Source organism: Bradyrhizobium sp. SZCCHNR1043, from assembly GCF_032489675.1.
Taxonomy (GTDB): Bacteria; Pseudomonadota; Alphaproteobacteria; order Rhizobiales; family Xanthobacteraceae; genus Bradyrhizobium.
Genome location: NZ_JAUEYN010000003.1, coordinates 277,659 through 299,493, shown reverse-complemented (window position 1 = coordinate 299,493; position 21,835 = coordinate 277,659). Strand labels below are relative to the sequence as shown.

Below are 21,835 nucleotides of genomic sequence, written 5' to 3'. Positions count from 1 at the left end.
GTTGACGTCCGCACGATGTGCGGACGCCAGCGACTTGTCGTCCGTCGTCCCGGCGAGCGCCGGGACGACGGCTCAACAGCCAGGCTCAGTAGCCGAGGCCCTTCTTGCTGTCGTAGATCTTCTGCGGCTCGTCAGCGGCCGTGTAGAGCTTCGATTCCGTCTGGATCCACTTCGGCGGCGTGGCGCCCTTTTCCTTGTAGGCAACGATGGCGTCGAAGGCCGGTCCGGCCATGTTCGGCGTCAGCTCGACGGTCGCATTGGCTTCGCCTGCGGCGATCGCCTTGAAGATATCCGGCACGGCGTCGATCGAGACGGTCAGGATATCCTTGCCCGGCTTGAGCCCGGCTTCCTTCATCGCCTGGATCGCGCCGACCATCATGTCGTCGTTATGGGCGTAGACCGCACAGATCGACTTGCCGCCGTTCTCGGCCTTGATGAAGCTCTCCATCACCTCCTTGCCCTTGGCACGGGTGAAGTCGCCGGTCTGGCTGCGCACGACCTTCAGGTTGGCATTCTTGGCGACGACCGCGTCAAAACCCTTCTTGCGGTTGGTGGCGACGCTGGCGCCGACCGTGCCCTGCAGCTCGACGACGTTGCAGGCCTTGCCGCCGACGGTCTTGGCGAGCCACTCGCCGGCGACCTCGCCTTCATGCACGCTGTCGGAGGTGACGGCGGTCAGATAGAGGTCCTTGCCCGACGGATCGATGTCACGGTCGAGCAGCACCACCGGAATCTTGGCTTCCTTGGCTTCCTTCAGCACGGCATCCCAGCCCGAGGCCACGACCGGCGCGAGGAAGATCGCATTCACCCCCTGCGCGATGAAGGAGCGGATCGCCTTGATCTGGTTTTCCTGCTTCTGCTGCGCGTCGGCGATCTTCAGGTTGATCTTGCGCTTGGCGGCTTCCGACTTGGAGACGGAGGTCTCGGCGGCGCGCCAGCCGGACTCGGATCCGATCTGCGAGAAGCCGACGGTCAGTTCGGCAGCGCTGGCGGACGTGGCAAGCAACAAGGCGGCCGTCGCAGAGGCCACAAAGAGGGCTTTCAGGGTCATCAGGCGTTCTCTCCCAAAATGATCTGTTTTGGATGCGCCACCGCTTCGAGCGGTGTCGTCGCACCTTTTCAGCCGGCCTCAACGGCCGACGTGCCCGGTTATTCCACGGAACCTCAGGGCTGACTAGTCATATTATTTGACTGTAATACTTTTTGAAAAGGATGTGCGAGCCCGCGCGCGCACACTGCCCAAGAGCGACAGCATACACCAATGAAATCTTAAGTTGTCAGCAGCGTTCGGCTACCGCAGCTTGGTCGCCTCGCGGGCGCGCAGCTCGATCGCGGCCCAGGCGCCGGCCCTGATGTCCGCCGCTGGCGCGACCCAGGAGCCGCCGATTGCGACGACCTTCTTGTGCGCGAGCCATTGCGCAGCATTGCCGGCATTGATGCCGCCGGTCGGGCAGAAGCGCACGCTCGGGAATGGCCCCGCCAGCGCATCGAGCGCGGCAAGTCCGCCGGCCGGCACCGCGGGAAAGAACTTCACCAGCTCATAGCCGCGCGTCACGCAGGCGATGAGATCCGACGCGGTCTGGACGCCCGGCGCGAACGGCAGCTCGCCGGCTTTCGCCGCATCCAGCAGCTCGATCGACAGCCCCGGACTGATCGCAAACGCCGCGCCAAGCCTGGCCGCGCGCTCGTAGTCCGCTGGTGTCAGCACCGTGCCAATTCCGACCACGGCATCCGGCACCTCGCCAATGATGGCCCGCGCAGCATCGAGACCGGCTTGCGTGCGCAAGGTGATCTCGATCACGCGCAGACCACCGCTCACAAGGGCGCGCGCCAGCGACACGGCGTGCGCCGCATCGTCAATGGTGATCACGGGGATCACCGGCGCCAGCGCGAGCACCGCATCGAGCTTCGCGCGCTTGTCCAGAGTGCTCATCACGCCTCGCTCATCGCCAGAATGTCCCGCGGCATCGCGGTTGCCGGAATCACGGCCCCCGGCGCCATGATCACGGCCCCCGCCAGCCGGTGGCCCGCCAACGCCGCCTTCCGTGGCGGCGCGCCCTTGATGCGCGCGGCGAGATAACCCGCATTGAAGGAATCGCCGGCCGCCGTGGTGTCGATCGGCTTGAGCACCGCGGGCGGCGCAATGTCGACCAGCACGCCATCGGCATGGATCAGACAGCCGCGCGCGCCGCGCTTGACGACGACTTCGCCCACGCCGGCGTCCTTGAAGCGGCGCAGGCTGACCGACGCATCGGAATCGCCGAACAGCATCTGCTCGTCCTCCAGCGTCGGCAGCGCGACGTCGACCAGCGGCAGGATCGCGCGGAATGCGCGTTGCGCCACCTCGCGGCTGGCCCAGCCGCGCGGCCGATAGTTGCCGTCGAAGGCGACCCGCGCGCCGCGCTTGCGCGCCACCGTCAAGAGCTCGCGCAGCTTGGCCTTGCCGGTCTCGCCATAGAGCGAGAGGCTGATGCCGGAGAGATAGATCCAGTCGAAGCGGGAGAGCCTGTCGAGCATGTCGCGGTCGGCGCGATCGAACAGCTCGCGCGCCGGCGCGCGGTCGCGCCAATAGAGGAAGCTGCGCTCGCCCTTGGCATCGCGCTCGATCATGTACAGGCCGGGCACGCGGCCCTCGACCTGCAGCACCTCCGAGGTGTCGATGCCCTCGCCCTGCCAGGCCGTCAGCATCGCAGCGCTCAAGGGATCATCGCCGAGCGCCGTGACGTAGGAGGTGGGCACGCCGAGCCGGGCCAGATAGAGCGCCGTGTTGAGCGTGTCACCGCCGAAGCCGCGCCGGAACAGACTGCCGTCCTCCTGCGCGAACTCCACCATGCACTCTCCGATGCAGGCGACTTTCATCGGCGTCGATCCATCCATCAAAACGTCAAATGAACCTTCATCGACCGGCTTCGATCGCTGGCGAGCTCGAAGGCGGCAACCGCCTGCTCGAATGGCAGCGCGGCCGAGATCAATGGCTTGACGTCGAGCAGCCCCTCGCCCATCAGCCGCACCGCCAGCTCGAATTCGCGGTCGAACCGGAACGTGCCGCGCAATTGCAGCTCCTTCGTGACCAGCGTGTTGACCGGCAGGGTCATCTCGCCGCCGAGCCCGAGCTGGACGATGATGCCGCCGGGCCTGATCACATCCAGTGCGGCCCGCAGCGCGGCCTGGTTGCCGGACGCCTCGAACAGCACGTCGAACGTGCCCTTGCCGGCGCGCCACGGATCGAGCGCGGACGGCCCCGCGCCGACATTGAAGGCGTGGCTGGCCCCGAGGGCGCGCGCGACCACCAGCGGCGCATCGGCGACGTCAGTGGCCACGATCTCGGCGGCGCCGCCGTAACGCGCAACCAGGATCGACAGTGCACCGATCGGGCCGCAGCCGGTCACCAGCACCCGCTTGCCGAGCAGCGAGCCAGCCTGATGCGCCGCATGCAGACACACCGACAGCGGCTCGGCCATCGCCGCTTCACCGAGCGACAGCGACGGCGCGATCGGAACAGCCTGCGCGGCATCGACGGTGACGAACTCGCGGAAGCCGCCCTGCACGTGGGGATCGCGCATCGCGCTGCCCATGAAGCGCATGTCCAGGCACTGGTTGCGCAGCCCCTCGCGGCAATAGACACATCTGCCGCACGGCAGGCTCGGATTGACCGCGACGCGCGCGCCTTCGGCAAGGCCGCTGACGCCGCTGCCCACCGCGGCAACGATGCCGGCGATCTCATGGCCCAGGGCCATCGGCTGCTTGATCCTGACGGTGCCGAAGCCGCCATGATGATAGTAGTGCAGGTCCGAGCCGCAGATGCCGCCGGCTTCGATCTTGACCCGGACCTCACCTGCTCCGGGCGCCGGATCGGGATAGCTGTCGATGCGCAGATCCTTGGGCGCATGAATCACGACGGCTCGCATCGGCTGTTCTCCCTGGCTCGTTGTCCCGGCCGATCCTACATCGACGCCAGCATGCCGCCATCGACATAGATGGTCTGGCCGTTGACGTAGGTGGAGGCCTCGGAGGCCAGGAAGATTGCGGTGCCGACCAGCTCATCCGGACGGCCCCAGCGCTTCGCCGGGACGCGCGACATCAGCCAATTGTTGAAGTCGGGATTGCTCATCAACGCCTGGTTCATGTCGGTCAGCATGTAGCCGGGGCCGATGGCGTTGGCCTGGATGCCATGCGCGGCCCATTCGACCGCCATCGCACGGGTCAGGTTGCGGATGCCGCCCTTGGCCGTGGTGTAGGGTCCGATCGTCGGCCGCGCCAGCTCGCTACCGAGCGAGCCGATGTTGATGATCTTGCCGCTCTTGCGCGGGATCATCCGCTTGGCGGCCTCGCGCCCGATCACGAAGGCGCTGGTGAGATTGGTCTCGATGATCCGACGCCACTCGTCGGTCGTGAACTCGACCAGCGGCTTGCGGTGCTGGATGCCGGCATTGTTGACGAGGATGTCGATCGCAATCCCCTCGTCATCGAAGCGCGCGAAGGCGCGGACGACGGCCTCTTCGTCGGTCACGTCGAACGGACAGGCCTCGGCCTGATGGCCCACGTCGCGGAATTCCTCCACGGCTGCCAGCGTGCGCGCCGGGTCGGTGCCGTTGATGACGAGCCGCGCGCCAGCCTTGGCGAAGCCTTCGGCGATGGCGCGGCCGAGGCCACGCGAGGACCCGGTCACCAGCGCGGTCTTGCCGGAGAGATCGAAGAGCGAGGTCGACATCGGTTCAACTCGTGGAAGGCTTCGGGCCGGCATCCTCGGTCACGCGACGCGCCCTGACAAGCGCGTTATCCTGCCCTGCCGATCAAACCGGGAGACGGTTAATGGCCGCTACCGCGGTCATGACGCCGCGGATCTCGGCAAGACCTTTGAGCCGGCCGACCAGCGGATAGCCTGGATGGGTGCCACGACCGATGTCGTCCGCCAGTTCGTGGCCGTGGTCGGGCCGGAACGGAATCCGCCAGTCCGGCTCACCCTCGGCCTTGCGGCGAGCCTGCTCCTTCAGCAAGGTCGTCACGACCGCAACCATGTCCACGTCGCCGCGCAGATGCTCCGCCTCCATGAACGAGCCGTCGAGCATTTTGGTGACGTTGCGCAGATGCACGAAGCGGATGTGCGGAGCGAAGCGCTCGGCGAGCGCCGGCACGTTGTTCTGTCCGCCGGCGCCGAGCGCGCCGGTGCAGAACGTGATGCCATTGGCCTTGGACGGGGCGGCGTCGACGATGAACTGCAGATCATCGGCTGACGACACCACGCGCGGCAGGCCGAACAGGTCCCGCGGCGGATCGTCCGGATGGACGCACAGGCTGACGCCGCACTCCTCCGCCGTGGGTACCACCTCGCGCAGGAAGCGCGCGTAGTTGGCGCGCAGCTCGGCATGGCCAATGCCGCGATATTTCTCCAGCATGCGGCGCAGGCCGGGCACGTCATAGCGATCATAGGCTCCGGGCAACCCGGCCATGATGGTCGCGAGCAGACGGTCCTTGTCGGATTCCGATGCCTGCGCCACCCACGCGCGGGCACGGTCGAGCACGTCGGAGGAGAACTCGGCCTCAGCGTCCGGCCGCTGCAGGATATAGCAGTCGAACGCCGCCAGGCGATCCTGATCGAAGCGCAGCGCGGTGGCGCCGCCCGGCAGGCGGAAGGCGAGCTCGGTGCGGGTCCAGTCCAGCACGGCCATGAAATTGTAGCAGACGGTGGTGACGCCGCAGGCCGCGAGGTTGCGCAGCGACTGCCGGTAATTGTCGAACAGGTCAGTGAGGTCGTCCTCGCCGAGCTTGATCGCCTCCGACACGGGTAGGCTCTCGACCACGCTCCAGCGCAGCCGCAGCGATGAATCACCCTCGATCATGCCGATGCGCTTGACGATCTCATCCGTGCTCCACGCCACGCCATAGGGAATGTGGTGCAGCGCGGTCACGATGCCGGTCGCGCCGGTCTGGCGGACCTGCGGCAAAGTGATGGGATCATCCGGTCCGAACCAGCGCCACGTCTGTTCCATGTCGTCCACCTTCCAAAACGCGCGCGGTCAGCGCCGCCGCCGCGTCCTTGTGCGCGGCTCGGCCTGCGCCAACTCTTCCTGCCGTGCGAAAATGCCGTCAGCGCGGCGGAACACCTCGCGCAAATGACGGCGCATCGCTGCCACCGCCTGGGCCTCGTTGCAGGCCGCGAGCCCGTCCAGGATCTCCTGATGCTGCGCGATCAGGAGCGGAATGTGGCCGGCATCCTCGATCAAGGTCAGATGCCGGACGCGGTCGAAATGGATCTTGGTCTGGCGGATCACCTGCCAGACATGCGGATGCCGGCTGGTGCGGGCGATGGTCTGGTGGAACGCCTCGTCATGGGCGTAGAACTCCGCGGGAGTCGCGGCCGCCTTCTGCTTGTCGATCAGTTCGTTCAATTCACGCAGCGACGTCGCATCGATGTAGCGCACGGCCTCGGCGACCAGCGCGCATTCGAGATGCTCGCGGATGAACTGGGCTTCTCCGAACGCCTCGCGCGACACCGGCGCGACGACGCTGCCGCTCTGCGGATAGATTCGAACCAGATCGACATCGGCGAGCTTGATCAGCGCCTCGCGCACCGGCGTGCGGCTGACGCCGAGCCGCTCGCACAGATCGAGCTCGGCCATCGGCGTCCCCGGCGGCAGCGCGCCGGAGACGATGTCCTCGAGCAGCCGCTCATAAACCTGGTCGGCGAGCCGCCGCCCGGCCTTGCCGTCCATTCGCGTCAGCGGTGTCAGATCGTCATCCATAACGGCAGTCTATCCGATTCACAGGAAGCCGATCGAGATCCATGGCAGGAACACGATCAGCAGCAGCGCAACCACGAGCGCGGCGAGATGCGGCCAGACATGGCGGATGACCTCGTCGGGCGAGGCGCGGCCGATGGCGCAGGCGAGATAGAAGCCGACGCCGAACGGCGGCGTGAACAGGCCGAGCCCCATCGCGAACACCGCGATGATGGCGTAGTGCACCTCGTGCACGCCCATCATCCGCGCGATCGGGAACAGCAGCGGCCCGAACAGCACCACGGCCGGCACGCCTTCCAGCACGCTGCCGAGCACGACGAAGGCGAGGGCCGAGATCAAGAGGAAGCCCCAGCGGCCGCCGGGTACGGCGACCATGAGATCGACGAGCTGTTGCGAGAAGCCGGACTGGGTCAGCGCCCAGGCCATGCCGGTGGCCGCACCCACCACCAGCAGGATCGCGCCGGACAGCGAGGCGCTATCGACCAGGATCGGATAGACCCGCTTCCAGTCGAACTGGCGATAGATGAAGATGCCGACCAGCACCGTGTAGATGACGCCGATGGCAGCGACCTCCGTCGCGGTGGCGACGCCCTCGACCACCGCCGAGCGGATCACGATCGGCAGGCCGAGGCCGGGGATCGAGATCGCGAACAGCTTCAGCCGCGTCTTGGCATCGAAGCGCTGCGCGCCGCTCATGTCCTCCTTGCGGGTCTGCATGAAGACCACGACGGAGAGCGCGATCAGGCCGACCACCGCCGGCAGCAGCCCGCCGGTGAACAGCGCGGCGATCGATACGCCCGTGACGGATCCTACCGTGATCAGCACGATCGAGGGCGGAATGGTCTCCGACATCACGGCCGAGGCCGACAGCAGCGACACCAGATCGCCCTCCCGGCTGCCGCGCTGCTTCATCTCCGGAAACAGCGCCGGCGCGACCGCCGCCATGTCGGCCGCCTTGGCGCCGGAGATGCCCGAGACCAGGTACATCGCGCCGAGCAGCACATATTGCAGGCCACCGCGGAGATGGCCGATCAGCGACACGAGAAACAGGATCATCGCCCGCGCCAGCCCGGCGATCTCGATCAGCGCTCCCAGCAGCACGAACATCGGCACCGCCAACAGCACCATGTGCGACATGCCCTCGCTGACCCGGCCGGGTACGATCGAGACGGGCACCGTGGTGCTGAAATGCAAGTAGGCGACGGTCGCGAGCAGGAAGGCGAAAGCGATCGGCGCGCCGATCACCATCGCAGCCGCGACGAGGACGAAGAAGAAGATCACGAGATTGTAGTTGCCGAGATCCTCCAGCACGGGCGCGGCGGCATAGAGCACGCCTGCCCCCGCCAGCACCAGCGCCAATGCGCCGACGATCTGAGGCAAGCTCGCCTGCTCGATCAGCCGGTCGACGGCGGTCAGCAGCATCAGCAGCACACCGACCAGCATCGCGGCCTCGCGAAAACCTTCGCTGATCTCGAGCACCGGCATCCGGCTGATCATATGGCTTTCGAGATGATGCCAGGACGGCATCACCAGCGCGACCAGCACGGTGCAGACCAGCATCAGCCCAAGCGCATCGGTGCGTGCCCGCCATGCCGGCGAGAGGTTGCGCACAAAGGCGGTGAGCCGCATGTGCTCGGCGCGGCGCAGCGCGACGACGGCACCGAGCATCGCCAGCCACACGAACAGCACGGTCGCGAGTTCGTCGGACCAGATCAAGGGCGCATTGAAGACGTAGCGCGCGGCCGTCGCAGCACCGAGCAGTACCAGCTCGGCAACGACGAGAGCAGCGGCCAGCGCCTCGACCGTGCGGCCGAGCAGCTGATCGAAACGCGCGAACGCGCCATGCGACGGCACAGGAGTCGTCGCTGTCATGTCAACGGCCATTGCATCCTCCCCGCAGATTGCTTGCGCGTCCGCGCGCGATGCCAGCCTCAGAGCTGGCCGACCGACTTCTCGAGCAGGCCCCAGGCCTCGGCGCCGAACTTGGTCTTCCACTCGGTGTAGAAGCCGGCGGTGCGCAACGCGTCACGGAACGGCTTGGTGTCGACCTTGTTGAACGCGACGCCTCCCGCCTGCATTTCGGCTTGCGCCTTTTCGTTGAAGCTCTGGATGTCCTGCCGCTCCTTCACGGCGGCCTCCGACAGCGCCGCGGTGATGGCGTCGCGCACGTCGGCGGGCAGACCGTTCCAGCGCGTCGCATTGGCGAAGATGTGGTGACCGTCCCAGATATGGCCGGACAGCGCGATGTATTTCTGCACCTCGTAGAGCTTGGCGCTCTGGATCAGCGCCAGCGGATTCTCCTGGCCGTCGACGATGTGCGTCTGCAGCGCCGCATAAAGCTCGCCGAAATTGATCGGCGTCGGCGCAGCACCGAGCGTCTTGAACAGCGTCACCCACAGCGGATTGCCGGGCACGCGGATCTTGAAGCCCTTGAGATCGTCGGGCGAGGCGATCGGCTTGGCGCCGGAGGTGATGTTGCGATAGCCATTGTCGAGGCATTTCGGGAGCACGTGCAGGCCGACCTTGGCGAACTCGCCGCGCACATGATTGCCGAGATCGCCATCCATCGCCGACCACACCTGGTCGTAGCTCTCGAACGCGAAGGCTATGGCATTGATGCCGCCGATCGGCACCACGGTCTGGTTCACGCCGGACGTCGACATGAAGTCGAGCGCGCCGCTGCGCACCTGCGAGAACATGTCGGGCTCGCTGCCGAGCTGGCTGTTCGGATAGACCTGCAGGTCGACCAGACCACTGGTCTGCTTCTTGATGACCTCCGACGCCTCGATGATTCTGATGACGCCGGGATGGGTGGCGGGAAACGCCGTGCCGTAACGCAGGCGATACTTGGCCGATTGTGCCTGGGCTGGCCCGAACGCCAGGGCAGACGCCCCCGCGAGTGCGGTGCCGACGAAGCAGCGACGGGACATGGATGTGGGCAAAGACATTGGCAAACCTCCCCTGCCGGCCCGCTTGGGGGCCTTGTGTATGTCATTCCTATAACGTCAGCCTATAATGGATACCAAATCTGCTTTCAATAGATAACTTGTATCCAAGTATCGAGGTTGGTATATGACGGCGGCTCACTTTCGAGATGAGCACTGAGGGGATGGAGGAACGCGTGAAGAGCCTCGTGGTGGAGCGGCCCGGCCGCCTGTCGATTGAAACCCGCGCCATCCCCGAGCCCGCCGCCGGCGAGATCCGAATCAAGGTCGAGCGCGCCGGCATCTGCGGCTCCGACATCCACATCCTTCACGGCAGCAACCCGTTTGCGCGCTATCCGCGCGTCATCGGCCATGAATTCTTCGGCCGCATCGACAAGCTCGGCGACGGTGTCGACGCACGGCTCGGCGCTCGCGTCGTGGTCGATCCGGTCGTCGCCTGCGGCCACTGCTATCCCTGCTCGGTCGGCCGTCCCAATGTCTGCGCTGAACTCGCCGTGCTCGGCGTCCACCGCGACGGCGGCTTTTCCGAATATGCCTGCGTGCCGGCTGCGAACGCGCATCTGCTGCCGGACAGCGTCGACGACGACAAGGCGCCGCTGGTCGAGCCGTTCTCGATCGCCGCCAACATCACCGACCACACAAGCGTGTTTGCCTCCGATGTCGCGCTGGTCTATGGCGCCGGGCCGATTGGGCTGACCGTGATCCAGGTGCTCAAGCGCGTCTATGGCGTCAAGGAACTGATCGTCACCGACCGCATCGACCAACGCCTCGACGCGGCGCGGCACAATGGCGCCGATCGCGTCATCAACACCGCGCAGACCGCCCTGCCCGCAGCGCTCGCGGACGCCGGCCTGAAGCCGACGCTGATCATCGATGCCGCCTGCCATCCCGCCATTCTCGCTGACGCGATCGAGATCGCCTCGCCCGCCGCGCGGATCGGCCTGCTCGGCTTCTCGGCCGAGCCGTCCACGATCGTGCAGCAGAAGGTCACGGCGAAGGAGCTTTCGATCCACGCCTCGCGGCTGAACAGCGGCAAGTTCGCCAAGGTGATCGACTGGTTCGCCAGCGGCACCTTGCAGCCGGAGCGCCTCATCACCCACCGCTTCAGGCTCGACGCCTACGCCACCGCGTTCGAGACGTTCGAGCACAACCAGACTGAATGCTGCAAAGTGCAGCTGATCTTCTGATGCAAACCATCTGATCCAAAACATGGACCGCCTCGGCACCGCCACGCTCCACCGCCTGCCCGCCGGCATCGTCAGGCCGGACTACGACCGTACGACGGTCGCGACCGGGATCGTCCATCTCGGACTGGGCGCGTTCCATCGCGGCCACCAGGCCGTCTACACCGACGCGCTGCTCAAGGACGATCCGCGCTGGGGCATCCTCGGCGTCTCCTTACGCTCACCCGACACCCGCGATGCGCTCGAACCGCAAGGCGGCCTCTACAGCGTGACGGCCAGCGATGGCGCCGGCCATGCGCGGCGCGTCATCGGCGCGCTCACCGGCGTTGCGGTCGCGCCGGAAGATCCTGCGGGCCTGATCGCACGGCTGGCCGATCCCGCGGTGCGTATCGTCTCGACGACGGTGACCGAGAAGGGCTACAGCCACGATCCGGCCACCGGCGCGCTGCGCGCCGATGACCCCGACATCCGTCATGACGCTCTCAATCTCACGCATCCGCGAAGCACGCTCGGCTTCATCGTCGGCGGCCTGCGGCTGCGGCGGCAGCGGGGCCTGCCGCCCTACACCGTGCTCGCCTGCGACAACCTTCCCGCCAATGGCCACACCTTGCGCGGCCTCGCGATCGCCTTTGCCGAGCTCGTCGACCGTGATCTCGCCCGGTGGATCGCGGACAATGTCCGCTTTCCCTCGACCATGGTCGACCGCATCGTGCCGGCCACCACCGACGCCGACCGCAGTGATGTCAGCGCCGCGCTCGGCCTCGACGACGCTTGGCCTGTCGTCACCGAGCCGTTCAGCCAATGGGTCATCGAGGATGATTTCGGCGGTGGCCGTCCGGCATGGGACGTCAGCGGCGCGCAGTTCGTCCACGACGTCGCCCCGTTCGAGCTGATGAAGCTCCGGCTGCTCAACGGCGCACACTCCACGATCGCCTATCTCGGCTATCTCATGGGATGCGAGACAGTCGCCGCGGCGATGGCCGAGCCTGATCTTGCCGGTCTCGTCGAGGACATGATGCGCGACGAGGTCACGCCGACCCTGCCCGCGCTCGGTGGCTTCGACGTGGCGGCCTATCGCGCCGCGCTGCTCAACCGCTTCCGCAATCCGGCGCTCAAGCATCGCACGGCGCAGATCGCGATGGACGGCTCGCAGAAGCTGCCGCAGCGCCTGCTCGGCACGATCCGTGACCGGCTGGCGCGCGGCGTGCCGATCACCCGGCTCGCGCTCGCCGTTGCGGGATGGATGCGCTACGTCAGCGGCACTGACGAGCACGGCCAGCCGATCGCGCTGCGCGACCCGCTTGCGATACGGCTGCGTGCGCTGGCGGATGACGCCGGCCCGGTCGCGAGCCGGCTCGCGCCGGCGTTGTTGTCGGTTACGTCAGTCTTCGGCCACGGGTTGCCGAACGATCCTCGTTTCGCGCGTGCGGTTGAGACGGCACTCGGTAGCCTCTTCCTGAATGGAACCCGTGCGACTGTCGCGCGGATCCGGCAAGACGTAGGCTGACGTCACGTCGGCTCTGGCCGGACGAACGGGCGACATCAGCATCGAACTAAACGTTCGGCAACAGCTTGCCCGGATTCATCAGCCCGTGCGGATCGAGCGTAGCCTTGAGCTGTCGCATCAGTTCCAGCTCGAGCGGCGGCTTGCACAGCGGCATCTCGGCGATACGGAGCTGGCCGATGCCGTGCTCGGCGCTGATCGAGCCCCTGCGGCGGGTGATCTCGTCGTGGACGATACGGGTGATCCACGCACCGTGCTCGTAGAACTGCGCCTCGCTCATATCGAGCGGACGCATCAGGTTGTAGTGCAGGTTGCCGTCGCCGAGATGGCCGAACACCATGGGCCGGACGCCCGGCAGCGCCGCACGGACTGCTGCATCCATCACATCAACGAAATCGGCGATCTCGGCGACGGGGACGGCGATGTCGTGCTTGACCGCCTTGCCCTCGCGCACCAGCGCCTCCGACACGCTTTCGCGCACGCGCCAGAAAGCCTTCGCCTGCGTGCCGTCCTGAGCAACCACGGCATCTGAGGCGATCCCGTTCGCCATCGCCTCGGCCAGCGCAGTTTCGAGCCGCACGGTCAGCGCGCTCTCGTCACCAATGTCGCTCAGTTCGATCAGCACTGCCGCGCCGGGAAGCGCCGCGAATGGCAGCCGCGTGTCCGGCATCTGGCGCAGGATCATCTCCAGCGTCGCCGCGGTCAGGAACTCGAACGCGGTGAGCCGGTCGCCGCAATGCGCACGCGACAGCCGCAGCAGCGCGAGTGCGGCGGCTGCATCGGCCACGGCGACGAAGGCGGTCGCACGCGCGGTCGGCTGCGGAAACAGCTTGAGCACGGCGCCGGTGATGATACCGAGCGTTCCTTCCGAACCGATGAACAAATCGCGCAGCGCGTAGCCGGTGTTGTCCTTGCGCAAGGAGCGCAGGCCGTCCCAGATCCGGCCGTCCGGGAGCACCACCTCGAGGCCGAGCGTCAGCTCGCGCATCACGCCATAACGCAGCACGGCGACGCCGCCGGCATTGGCCGCGAGATTGCCGCCGACGGTGCAACTGCCCTCGGAGCCCAGGCTGAGCGGAAACAGCAAGCCGGCCGCGCGCGCGGCGTCCTGCACCTTGGCCAGTACGACGCCGGCATCGACCACGATGGTCTGGCCGATGGCATCGACCGCGCGGATACGGTTCATCCGCGCCAGCGACAGCACGACCGCCCTTCCGCCCGCATCCGGCGTCGCACCGCCGGACAGGCTGGTGTGGCCGCCCTGCGGCACCACGGCGGAGCGCGCCTCGGCGCAGGCCACCATGACGGCCGCAACCTCCGCGGTCGAGCCGGGGCGCACCACCGCAATCGCCGCGCCGTGATACTTGCCGAGCCAGTCACGCAGATAAGGCGCCTGATCGTCGGCTGCGACGAGAACATGGGCGTCGCCAACGGCGCTCCGCAGCCTTTCGATCAGCTCCGTCATGATCAGCGCTTTGACCCTTTGATGGCTTGAGAGGCCGATGCCCGCAAACTAACAGGCCAGCCGATCGCGATCCCAATACCAAGTTGTCCGGCGTCCATAATCGATTGTTATGGGTGCGTTCAGGCCGGCGCCAGCGCCACTGGCGGCGCGATGTGCGGCACGGCTTCGACCAGCTCGCGGGTGTAGTCGGTCTGCGGGTTGGCGAACAGCGCCCGGCTCTCGCCCTGCTCGACGATCAGGCCGGTGCGCAGCACGATGGTGCGGTCGCACATCATGCGCACGACGTTGAGATCGTGGCTGACGAACAGGAAGGCGAGATTGTCCTCGCGCCGAAGACGGTTCAGGAGCTGCAGCACCACGGCCTGCACGGAGACGTCGAGCGCCGCGGTCGGCTCGTCCAGCACCAGGAGCCGCGGCCGGCAGGCAATGGCCCGCGCGATGCCGACGCGCGCCTTCTGGCCGCCGGAAAGCTGGTGCGGAAAGCGCGACAACAGCTCGCGCGGCAGCCCGACGCGGTCTGCGCATTCCTCCACGCGCTGGCGCAGCTTGTCGCCGTTGCGCATGTTCATCAGCCGAAACAACGGATGAGCGACGCAGTCGAACGCGGTATAGCGCGGATTGAGGCTGTCGTTCGGATCCTGGAAGACGATCTGAATGTCCTTGCGCAGCTCGCTCGCGTGGAAGTCGCGTGCCGGGATCTGGCCGATCGGCCGCCCGTCGAACAGGATCTCGCCCTCGCTGGGATCGATCAGGCGGCAGATCATGCGCGAGGTCGTGCTCTTGCCCGAGCCGCTCTCGCCGACCAGGCCGACGCTCTCGCCGCCGCGCATCGTCATCGAGAAGTCGGCCACCCCAACGGTGCCGTCGTCGAAGCGCTTGACGATGTTCTTGACGTCGAGCAGCAGCGGCGTGCCGTGCGGCGGAGGCGGCAGCTCGCTTATCTCGACCAACGGAATCCTCTCGCCATCGGGCACCAGATCCTCGACGCGCGAGGTCGCCGTCGGCGATGCCGCGACCAGACGCTTGGTGTAGGGGTGCTGCGGGCGATAGAACAGCGTCAGCGGCTCGGCCTGCTCGACCAGCCTGCCCTGCTCCATCACCACGACGCGCGCGCAGTAGCGCGCGGCCAGCCCGAGATCATGCGTGATCAGGATCGTCGCCATGCCGCGGTCGGCGGCGATATGAGCGAGCAGATCCATCACCACCTTCTGTGTGGTGACGTCGAGGCCGGTGGTCGGCTCGTCGGCGATCAGGAGCTGCGGACTGCAGGAGATCGCGATCGCGATCATCACGCGCTGGCACATGCCGCCGGACAGCTCATGCGGATAGGCGCCCATGCGCCGCTCGGGATCGCGGATCTGCACAGCCTTGAGCAAGCTCAGAGCCTCGGCCTGCGCCTCCTGCCGCGACAGACGGCGATGGGCGAGGATCGCATCCGCAATCTGCTGGCCGACGGTGCGGATCGGGTTGAGCGCGGCGCGCGGGTTCTGGAAGATCATCGCCATGGCTGCGCCATGCAGGCTGCGCAGATCGGCGCCGCCGGCGCGGGTGATGTCCTGGCCCTTGAAGCGGATGCAGCCGTCGGTGATGCGGCCGGCCTTGTCGAGCAGATGGGTGATGGCAAAGCCGGTCACCGATTTGCCGGAGCCGCTCTCGCCGACAAGGCCCAGCATCTCGCCGGGCTGCAGCGACAGCGACACGCCGCGCACCGCCTCGACGAGGCCGCGACGAGTCGAGAAGGTCACCTTGAGGTTCTCGACCTCGAGCAGCGGCGCCGTCACGTGCGCATCCTCGGATGCGCCCGGCTCTGCTTGGTTCTGACGAGACATCACGTGCGCATCCGGGGATCCAGGATGTCGCGCAGGCCGTCGCCGAGCAGATTGAAGCACAGCACCGCGCTCATCAGCGCAAGTCCGGGAAACGCCACCAGCCACCAGCGCCCCGTGGAGATGAAGCGTGCGCCCTCGGCGACCATGATGCCCCATTCCGGCGTCGGCGGCTTGACGCCGAGGCCGATGAAGGAGAGGCCCGCGGCATTGAGAATGGCCCAGCCGAGATTGAGCGATATCTGCACCGCCATCGCCGGCAGCACGTTCGGCAGCAGGAAGCGCAGCACCACGGCGATGTGGCTCTCGCCGCAGGCCCGCGCGGCCTCGACCCAGCCGAGATTACGGCGGATGTTCACTTCGGCGCGGGCGAAGCGGATGTAGAACGGCAGATTGATGATCGCGGTCGCGATCACGATGTTCTCGACGCGGTTGCCGAGCGCGGCCACCATCGCCATCGCCAGCACGAACAGCGGGAACGCCATCAGCACGTCGACGAAACGGCCGACCGCCTTGTCGAGCCGGCCGCCGGCATAGCCGCACAGCGCACCGACGACCGACCCGAGCGCGAAGGACACGGCGACCGCCGTCACCGCGATGGTGAGATCGAGCCGGCTTGCGACGATCAGGCGGCTTAGCACGTCGCGGCCGAGCTGGTCGGTGCCGAACCAGTGCGCGGCGCTCGGCGGCTGCAGCGCGGCGGAGACCTCGGACGCGACCGGATCGTAAGGCGCGAGCCACGGCGCAAAGATCGCGATCAGTGCCAGCAGCAGCGCGCCGCCGGCTGCGACGGCGGTGACCGGATTGCCGCGTAGCACGAACGCGGTATGGCGCAGGGTCGACGCGGTCTCGATCGTGCTCATGCTCACGCCACCGTCGCCCTGGGATCGGCGATGCCATAGAGCAGATCGACCAGGAGATTGACGATCACGAAGATCGTCGCCATCAGCAGCACGAAGCCCTGCACCGGCGCGTAGTCCGACACCAGCAGCGCATCGAGCGCGTAGGAGGCGACGCCCGGCCAGGAGAACACCTTCTCCACCAGCACGTTGGCGCCGAGCATGGTCGAGAATACGATGCCTGCGATGGTGATCACCGGAAGGATCGCGTTGCGCAGCGCATAGGTGACGACGATGCGCCACCACGACAGCCCGACCGAGCGCGCGGTGCGCACGAAGTCGCTGCCGAGCGACACCAGCATCGAGGCGCGGGTGATCCGCGCCAGCGGCGCGATCACGAACAGCGCCATGGTCAGCGCCGGCAGCATCAATTGCCGCGCCGCCGCCCACCAGCCCTCGAGATCGCCGGCGAGCAGGAAATCGATGATCAGGAAACCGGTGCACTGCGGCGGCAGCGTGGCGAAGATGTCGATGCGGCCCGTGGGGTCCGGCGCGAAGCCGAGCAGATAATAGAACACGTAGATCAGCAGCAGACCGGAGACGAAGGTCGGCACGCAGACGCCGAGCGAGCAGAACAGCCGCACGCCATGATCGACCAGCGAGCCGGGCCTGAGCGCCGCGACGACGCCGAGCGGCACCGCCGAGACCAGCGCGATCAGCAGCGCGGTCAACGTCAGCTCCAGCGAGGCCGGCAGCCGCTCCTTGAGGTCCTTGGCAACGGCCTGCCCGGTCATCATCGAACGGCCGAGATTGCCGCGGCCGACGTCGTACAGATAGATCGCGAGCTGGTTCGGCAGCGGCTTGTCGAGCCCGAGCTGCCGGCGGATCACCTCGATCTCCTCCTGGCCGGCATTGGGACCGGAGGCAAAGAACACGGCCGGGTCCCCCGGCAGCACGCGCATCAAGAGAAAGGTGAACACCAGGACGCCGAACAGCGCCGGCAGCGACGAGACGAAGCGCCGTCCCGCCCGAGCCAAGGTTGCGCCGATCGTGCCCATGGTTATCAGCCGTCCCCGTTACTTGCGGCTCAGGTTACGATAATCGACCTGCCGCGTGAACTGGTAGACATAGCCATCCACCGTCGGCTGCATCACCGCGTCCTGCGCCGCCTGCCAGATCGGGATCTGGAACATCTGGTCGAAATGGACGGCGTTGAGCGCCTTCCCCTGCTCCTCATATTTCGCCTTGTCGGCCTCGAAGCGCGCCTCCTGCGCGATCTTCTCCAGCTCGGCATTGTCGGTCGAGGAGTAGTTCCAGCGCTGCTTGCCGGTGTAGAAGTTGCGATAGAAGTAGTCGGTCGAGGGCAGCCAGGCGACGATGCCCTCGGTGAAGAACGGCAGCTTCTTCTCGTTGATCGCGGTCGACATCTGCGCATCCGGCAGCTTCTGGATGTCCACCTTGATGCCGATCTTGGCGAGCGATTCCTTGACCAATGCGGCCATCGGCTCGGCGGTCGCCGCCTGGCCGACATTGAAGCTGAAGGTGGTGGAGAAGCCGTCCGCCATGCCGGCGTCCTTCAGATAGGCCTTGGCCTTCTCCAGATCGAGCTTGATCGGCTGCGGGATCGGATAGCCGCCGCTCGGCGGCTTGCCGTCAGCCCACGTCGCGCCGTAGAGCGCCGCGCCGCGGCCGAACAAGGCCGCCTTGAACATGTCGTCATAGGGCAGCGCAGAGGCGATGGCGCGACGCACATTGACGTTGTCGAACGGCGGAATGGTGTTGTTCATCGAGATGAAGGTCACCGCATTGTATTGCGGCGTCGAGATCACCTTCAGCTTGCCCTTGCCTTCGAGCGACTGCACGTCGCTCGCCTGCAGATCGATGACCAGATCGGCATCACCGCGCTCGACGAGGTTGGCGCGCGTCGCCGGCTCCGGCACCGACTGGATGATCAGGCGCTTGAACGCCGCCGGCTTGTCCGGCGTGCCGCGGTTCCAGGCCTCGTTGCGCTTGGCGATCACTTGCTCGCCGGGCTTGAAGGTCTCGACGATGTAGGCGCCGCTGCCGGCCGCGTTCTCCTTGGTCCAGTTCAGCGCCCAGGGATCTTCAGCCGTCGCATGCGCCTTGGCCAGCTTGGAGTTGATGATGATCGGATAGACGGTCGCGAGATTCGGCAGCGCCAGCTTGTCCGGCTTCGGCAAGGTCACTTCGAACGTCAGGGGATCAATGACCTTGAACTGATCGGCCGACGTCAGCGAGCCCGTCAGCAGTTGCGCCTTGCCGAGGATCGGCGCGCTGACGCAGCGGTCGAGCGACCATTTGACGTCCTCGGCCGTCACCGGCGAGCCGTCCTGGAACTTGGCGTCGGGGCGCAGCTTGAAGGTGATCTTCAAACCGTCAGCGCTGACCTGATAGGATTCAGCGAGCTCGCCGGTGATCGTGTCGAGATCGAACACCCACTTACCATTGAGCTGCTTGCGACCGAACGACACCAGCCGGTCGTAGCTCGACATCGACAGCGCGAAGGCCTCGCGCGTCGAGCCCGGAATGTTCGGATCGAGCGTGTTGACGGTGGCACCGGTGACATAGCGCAGAGTCTCGGCGCGGCTCTGCGCATGCGCCGATGGCGCAACCAGCATCACCGCGAGCAAGGCGGTCGCAGCGAACAACGAACGTTTGGACATCTCGAAACTCATCGCCCTTGTTCCCTCATTGGTCTCAAAATCCGGGACTGAAATACCCTGCCAGCGGTCACCGGCGGCGCAAGCGCATCAGATGGGAGCGCATCAGATGAGATCGCAGCAGCAATTCACGTGCCACGGCGCACCTCGGCCTGCTTCACATCGTAGGCCTGGAAGCTGGCCCAATGCTTGTCGATGTCGGCCTTGAACAACCCGCGCGTCAGCCCATGCACGAGCTTCGGCACCGCTGTGGTCATTGCATTGATGGAAGAACCCGACGCGCCGAAGCTCATCGTCGAGGCAATGGCAAACACATGGACGTCGCGGATCCACGGCGTTGCGCCAGCCACACGCTCGCACAGCGCATAGTCGTCGGCGAGATAGGGAAAGGCGCCGAGCCGGTCGTTGCGCTCGCTGGCGTCGGGCGTGTAGCGATCGCACCAGCGTGCGATGTTGGCGGCAAAGCTCTGCAGCTCCGGACGCTTTGCGAAGTCCATCGAGATGCCCGTCGCGCTGACTACGAAATCGACTGTGACTTCGTCTTGCGGTGTCCGCAGCACGACTCCGTCGGACGTTTCGCACGCGGCCACGATCGGCGCGCCCTCGTGTAGATGGAACGCGGCATGACGGGCGCAGCGATCATAGGTGTGCTGCGGAAAGCCCTCGCGCAACTCGAGGACCGCGCGCATGAAACGCCAGCGCCAGACGTCGTCGAGCTCGGAGAAATGCCGCAGGAAACCGCGGAACGTCAGCCAGCGATAGGGCTGGATCAGCTGGATTTCCGCTCGGCGGCATAGCAGATCGACGCGCGCCGCACCGGCTTCGAGCGCAGCCGCCGCATTGTCGAACGCCGAGGCACCGGCGCCGATCACGGCGACGCGGCGGCCGCGCAAGCTGTCGAAATCGATCTCGGCGCCGGAATGGGCGCCGCGCGTTGCGGGCAAATGGCGCAGCGGCTCCGGAATGCTCCAGTCGCCCATCCCCTCCTGCCCGGTCGCCAGCACGATCTTGCGGGCGTAGATCGTCGCCTCACCATCCTTGCTGCGCACGGTCGCCTGCAGCAGTCCATCAGCGGCCGGCGCGATATCGACGACCTCGCAGCCGTTGCGCACGGGAAGGTCGAGCTCCTCGCGATACCAGGCGAGATAGTCTGCCCAATATTCGCGCGGAATCAGGTCAAGATTGCGCCAGCTCTCGCCGCCGAACTTCGCCTCGTGCCACGCCTGATAGGTCAGACAGGGTATGTCGAGATCCGGTCCGGTGAAATCTTTCGGGCTGCGCAGGGTCGGCATGCGCGCATAGCTGAGCCACGGTCCTTCGCGGCCAGCTTCGGCCTTGTCGAGCACGAGAATATTGCTGACGCGTGAGCGCAGCAGGGCGAAGGCGGTGGCAAGACCCGATTGGCCGCCGCCGACGATCAACACATCGCGCGCAGGTCGGCCATCGGGACCGATGATAGGCGTCAGCCATGGCATGCTGGGATGCGCGATCCTGGCAAGATCGCTGCGGACCTGGGCCGTCAGCGCGGCGAGACCGGCGCTCATGCCGGCCACCGGATGAAACACGCGCAATCGCGATCGACACGCTCGCTGTCGCTCACGCTCTCTCCATCAGTCATGTCACCCGGCGAGCGAAGCTTAGCAAAGCGAGCCTGGAGCCGACCATACCGATTTGTCCGCCGCCCATAACAGCTTGTTATGGGACGGCAGCGGCAGCTAGAATCGACAGCCATCCGCAGCGAGACAAGAGGTCGCATGCCGCTCAATCTGCGCCAGATCGAGGTGTTCCGCGCCATCATGATGACAGGCTCGATCAGCGGCGCTGCGCGGCTGCTGTCCGTGTCGCAGCCCGCGATCAGCCGGCTGCTGGCCTATACCGAGGATGGCCTCAAGCTCAAGCTGTTCGAGCGCATCAGCGGCCGGGTGCAGCCGACGCCGGAGGCCAGGCGGCTGTTCGCCGAGGTCGAGCACGTCCATCGCGGCGTCGCGCGCATCAACGATCTCGCCGACGAGTTGCGCGCGGGCGGCACCGGGACGATCCGCGTGGTGGCGAGCCCGAGCGCGGGACACAGCATGGTGCCGGAGGCGCTGGCGCGGCTGCGCGGCCGCTTTCCCGACCTGCGTGTCGAGTTCGAGTCGCTGACCCTGCTGGAGATCGTCAGCCGCGTCGGCACAGCCCGCGCCGATCTCGGCATCACCGTGCTGCCGGTCGACGAGCCGACAGTCGCGGTCGAGACGATCGCGGAGGGCGCGCTGCACGTGATCATGCCGGCCGATCATGCCCTGGCGAAGCTGCGCAGCATCAGGCCGAAGGACATGCTGCCCTATCCGCTGGTCGGCTTCGGCCGGCAGACGCCTTATGGCCACATCGTCACATCGGCCCTCGCCGGCGGCCCGGAGCCGACCACCATCGTGCGCTACACGCCCGACGCCTGCGCCATGGCCCGCGCCGGCGCGGGCCTTGCCGTGGTCGACGAATTCGTGCTGCGCGGCCGCGCCTGGCCCGACCTCGCGGCACGGCCACTCGCACCGAAAATTCCGATGCGCGCGCATCTGCTGACGCCACGCTTCGAGCCGCTATCACGCAACGCGGCCGCGCTTGCGGACATTTTGCGCGGGCGCGATCGGAAATCCGGCACTGCGAGGCGTTGA

18 protein-coding genes are annotated in these 21,835 nt (G+C 66.7%); 3 read left to right on the top strand and 15 right to left on the bottom strand.

The window, feature by feature from the left end:
- Nucleotides 1–85: 85 nt before the first annotated feature.
- The 9 genes from ytfQ to QX039_RS06670 all read right to left on the bottom strand — a co-directional run bounded on the left by ytfQ (nt 86) and on the right by QX039_RS06670 (nt 9,688).
- Complete coding sequence (gene ytfQ, locus QX039_RS06710) at nt 86–1,051, bottom strand: galactofuranose ABC transporter, galactofuranose-binding protein YtfQ (protein ID WP_315738470.1); 966 nt, start codon at nt 1,049–1,051, stop codon at nt 86–88.
- Between the two features lie 240 nt (nt 1,052–1,291).
- Nucleotides 1,292–1,936 carry a bifunctional 4-hydroxy-2-oxoglutarate aldolase/2-dehydro-3-deoxy-phosphogluconate aldolase gene (gene eda / locus QX039_RS06705; protein ID WP_315738471.1) on the bottom strand — a complete coding sequence of 215 codons (645 nt, stop codon included), beginning with the start codon at nt 1,934–1,936 and terminating at the stop codon, nt 1,292–1,294.
- Nucleotides 1,933–2,829 (bottom strand): sugar kinase, encoded by an 897-nt coding sequence (locus tag QX039_RS06700; protein WP_409998871.1) that lies wholly within the window; start codon nt 2,827–2,829, stop codon nt 1,933–1,935. Before QX039_RS06700 ends, eda begins: the two co-directional genes overlap by 4 nt.
- A 47-nt stretch (nt 2,830–2,876) precedes the next feature.
- Complete coding sequence (locus QX039_RS06695) at nt 2,877–3,908, bottom strand: L-idonate 5-dehydrogenase (protein WP_315738473.1); 1,032 nt, start codon at nt 3,906–3,908, stop codon at nt 2,877–2,879.
- A gap of 35 nt (nt 3,909–3,943) precedes the next feature.
- Nucleotides 3,944–4,711, bottom strand: a complete 768-nt coding sequence (locus QX039_RS06690; protein WP_315738474.1) for an SDR family oxidoreductase — start codon at nt 4,709–4,711, stop codon at nt 3,944–3,946.
- 82 nt (nt 4,712–4,793) lie between these two features.
- Nucleotides 4,794–5,990 carry a mannonate dehydratase gene (uxuA, locus tag QX039_RS06685; RefSeq protein WP_315738475.1) on the bottom strand — a complete coding sequence of 399 codons (1,197 nt, stop codon included), beginning with the start codon at nt 5,988–5,990 and terminating at the stop codon, nt 4,794–4,796.
- Between the two features lie 27 nt (nt 5,991–6,017).
- Nucleotides 6,018–6,743 carry a GntR family transcriptional regulator gene (locus QX039_RS06680; RefSeq protein WP_315738476.1) on the bottom strand — a complete coding sequence of 242 codons (726 nt, stop codon included), beginning with the start codon at nt 6,741–6,743 and terminating at the stop codon, nt 6,018–6,020.
- 18 nt (nt 6,744–6,761) lie between these two features.
- A complete protein-coding gene (locus tag QX039_RS06675; RefSeq protein WP_315738477.1) occupies nt 6,762–8,624 on the bottom strand; it encodes a TRAP transporter large permease subunit in 1,863 nt (620 codons plus the stop codon).
- A 47-nt stretch (nt 8,625–8,671) separates the two neighbouring features.
- Nucleotides 8,672–9,688: a TRAP transporter substrate-binding protein gene (locus tag QX039_RS06670; protein ID WP_315738478.1), complete on the bottom strand. Its 1,017-nt coding sequence runs from the start codon at nt 9,686–9,688 to the stop codon at nt 8,672–8,674.
- Between the two features lie 173 nt (nt 9,689–9,861).
- Between QX039_RS06670 and QX039_RS06665 the strand changes: the two genes are divergently transcribed.
- Together QX039_RS06665 and QX039_RS06660 are read left to right on the top strand one after the other, a co-directional pair.
- A complete protein-coding gene (locus QX039_RS06665; protein ID WP_315738479.1) occupies nt 9,862–10,872 on the top strand; it encodes a Zn-dependent oxidoreductase in 1,011 nt (336 codons plus the stop codon).
- Nucleotides 10,873–10,894: 22 nt separating this feature from the next.
- Nucleotides 10,895–12,376, top strand: coding sequence for a mannitol dehydrogenase family protein (locus QX039_RS06660; RefSeq protein WP_315738480.1), 1,482 nt, complete (start codon nt 10,895–10,897; stop codon nt 12,374–12,376).
- A gap of 46 nt (nt 12,377–12,422) precedes the next feature.
- Here the strand turns inward: QX039_RS06660 and QX039_RS06655 are convergent, their stop codons facing one another.
- The 6 genes from QX039_RS06655 to QX039_RS06630 all read right to left on the bottom strand — a co-directional run bounded on the left by QX039_RS06655 (nt 12,423) and on the right by QX039_RS06630 (nt 20,728).
- Nucleotides 12,423–13,838 (bottom strand): FAD-binding oxidoreductase, encoded by a 1,416-nt coding sequence (locus tag QX039_RS06655; protein ID WP_315738481.1) that lies wholly within the window; start codon nt 13,836–13,838, stop codon nt 12,423–12,425.
- A gap of 119 nt (nt 13,839–13,957) precedes the next feature.
- Entirely contained in the window at nt 13,958–15,619 is a 1,662-nt protein-coding gene (gene nikE / locus QX039_RS06650) for an ABC transporter ATP-binding protein (protein WP_315738482.1), read from the bottom strand.
- Between the two features lie 47 nt (nt 15,620–15,666).
- On the bottom strand, nt 15,667–16,527 hold the full coding sequence (locus QX039_RS06645) for an ABC transporter permease (RefSeq protein ID WP_315738483.1): 861 nt from the start codon (nt 16,525–16,527) through the stop codon (nt 15,667–15,669).
- Between the two features lie 2 nt (nt 16,528–16,529).
- Nucleotides 16,530–17,561 (bottom strand): ABC transporter permease, encoded by a 1,032-nt coding sequence (locus QX039_RS06640; RefSeq protein ID WP_315772065.1) that lies wholly within the window; start codon nt 17,559–17,561, stop codon nt 16,530–16,532.
- 18 nt (nt 17,562–17,579) lie between these two features.
- Nucleotides 17,580–19,199 (bottom strand): ABC transporter substrate-binding protein, encoded by a 1,620-nt coding sequence (locus QX039_RS06635; protein WP_315772063.1) that lies wholly within the window; start codon nt 19,197–19,199, stop codon nt 17,580–17,582.
- A 113-nt stretch (nt 19,200–19,312) separates the two neighbouring features.
- Nucleotides 19,313–20,728: an NAD(P)/FAD-dependent oxidoreductase gene (locus QX039_RS06630; protein ID WP_315772062.1), complete on the bottom strand. Its 1,416-nt coding sequence runs from the start codon at nt 20,726–20,728 to the stop codon at nt 19,313–19,315.
- Nucleotides 20,729–20,938: 210 nt separating this feature from the next.
- Here QX039_RS06630 and QX039_RS06625 point away from each other — a divergent pair, with 210 nt between their 5' ends.
- Nucleotides 20,939–21,835: a LysR substrate-binding domain-containing protein gene (locus QX039_RS06625; RefSeq protein ID WP_315772059.1), complete on the top strand. Its 897-nt coding sequence runs from the start codon at nt 20,939–20,941 to the stop codon at nt 21,833–21,835.

Coding starts and splice junctions, on each gene's coding strand:
- ytfQ (WP_315738470.1), bottom strand. CDS start 1,051: ATGACCCTGAAAGCCCTCTTTGTGGCCTCTGCGACGGCCGCCTTGTTG.
- QX039_RS06655 (WP_315738481.1), bottom strand. CDS start 13,838: ATGACGGAGCTGATCGAAAGGCTGCGGAGCGCCGTTGGCGACGCCCAT.
- QX039_RS06670 (WP_315738478.1), bottom strand. CDS start 9,688: ATGTCTTTGCCCACATCCATGTCCCGTCGCTGCTTCGTCGGCACCGCA.
- QX039_RS06695 (WP_315738473.1), bottom strand. CDS start 3,908: ATGCGAGCCGTCGTGATTCATGCGCCCAAGGATCTGCGCATCGACAGC.
- QX039_RS06640 (WP_315772065.1), bottom strand. CDS start 17,561: ATGGGCACGATCGGCGCAACCTTGGCTCGGGCGGGACGGCGCTTCGTC.
- QX039_RS06645 (WP_315738483.1), bottom strand. CDS start 16,527: ATGAGCACGATCGAGACCGCGTCGACCCTGCGCCATACCGCGTTCGTG.
- QX039_RS06690 (WP_315738474.1), bottom strand. CDS start 4,711: ATGTCGACCTCGCTCTTCGATCTCTCCGGCAAGACCGCGCTGGTGACC.
- uxuA (WP_315738475.1), bottom strand. CDS start 5,990: ATGGAACAGACGTGGCGCTGGTTCGGACCGGATGATCCCATCACTTTG.
- QX039_RS06625 (WP_315772059.1), top strand. CDS start 20,939: ATGCCGCTCAATCTGCGCCAGATCGAGGTGTTCCGCGCCATCATGATG.
- QX039_RS06680 (WP_315738476.1), bottom strand. CDS start 6,743: ATGGATGACGATCTGACACCGCTGACGCGAATGGACGGCAAGGCCGGG.
- QX039_RS06660 (WP_315738480.1), top strand. CDS start 10,895: ATGGACCGCCTCGGCACCGCCACGCTCCACCGCCTGCCCGCCGGCATC.
- QX039_RS06675 (WP_315738477.1), bottom strand. CDS start 8,624: ATGGCCGTTGACATGACAGCGACGACTCCTGTGCCGTCGCATGGCGCG.
- QX039_RS06635 (WP_315772063.1), bottom strand. CDS start 19,199: ATGAGTTTCGAGATGTCCAAACGTTCGTTGTTCGCTGCGACCGCCTTG.
- QX039_RS06630 (WP_315772062.1), bottom strand. CDS start 20,728: ATGAGCGCCGGTCTCGCCGCGCTGACGGCCCAGGTCCGCAGCGATCTT.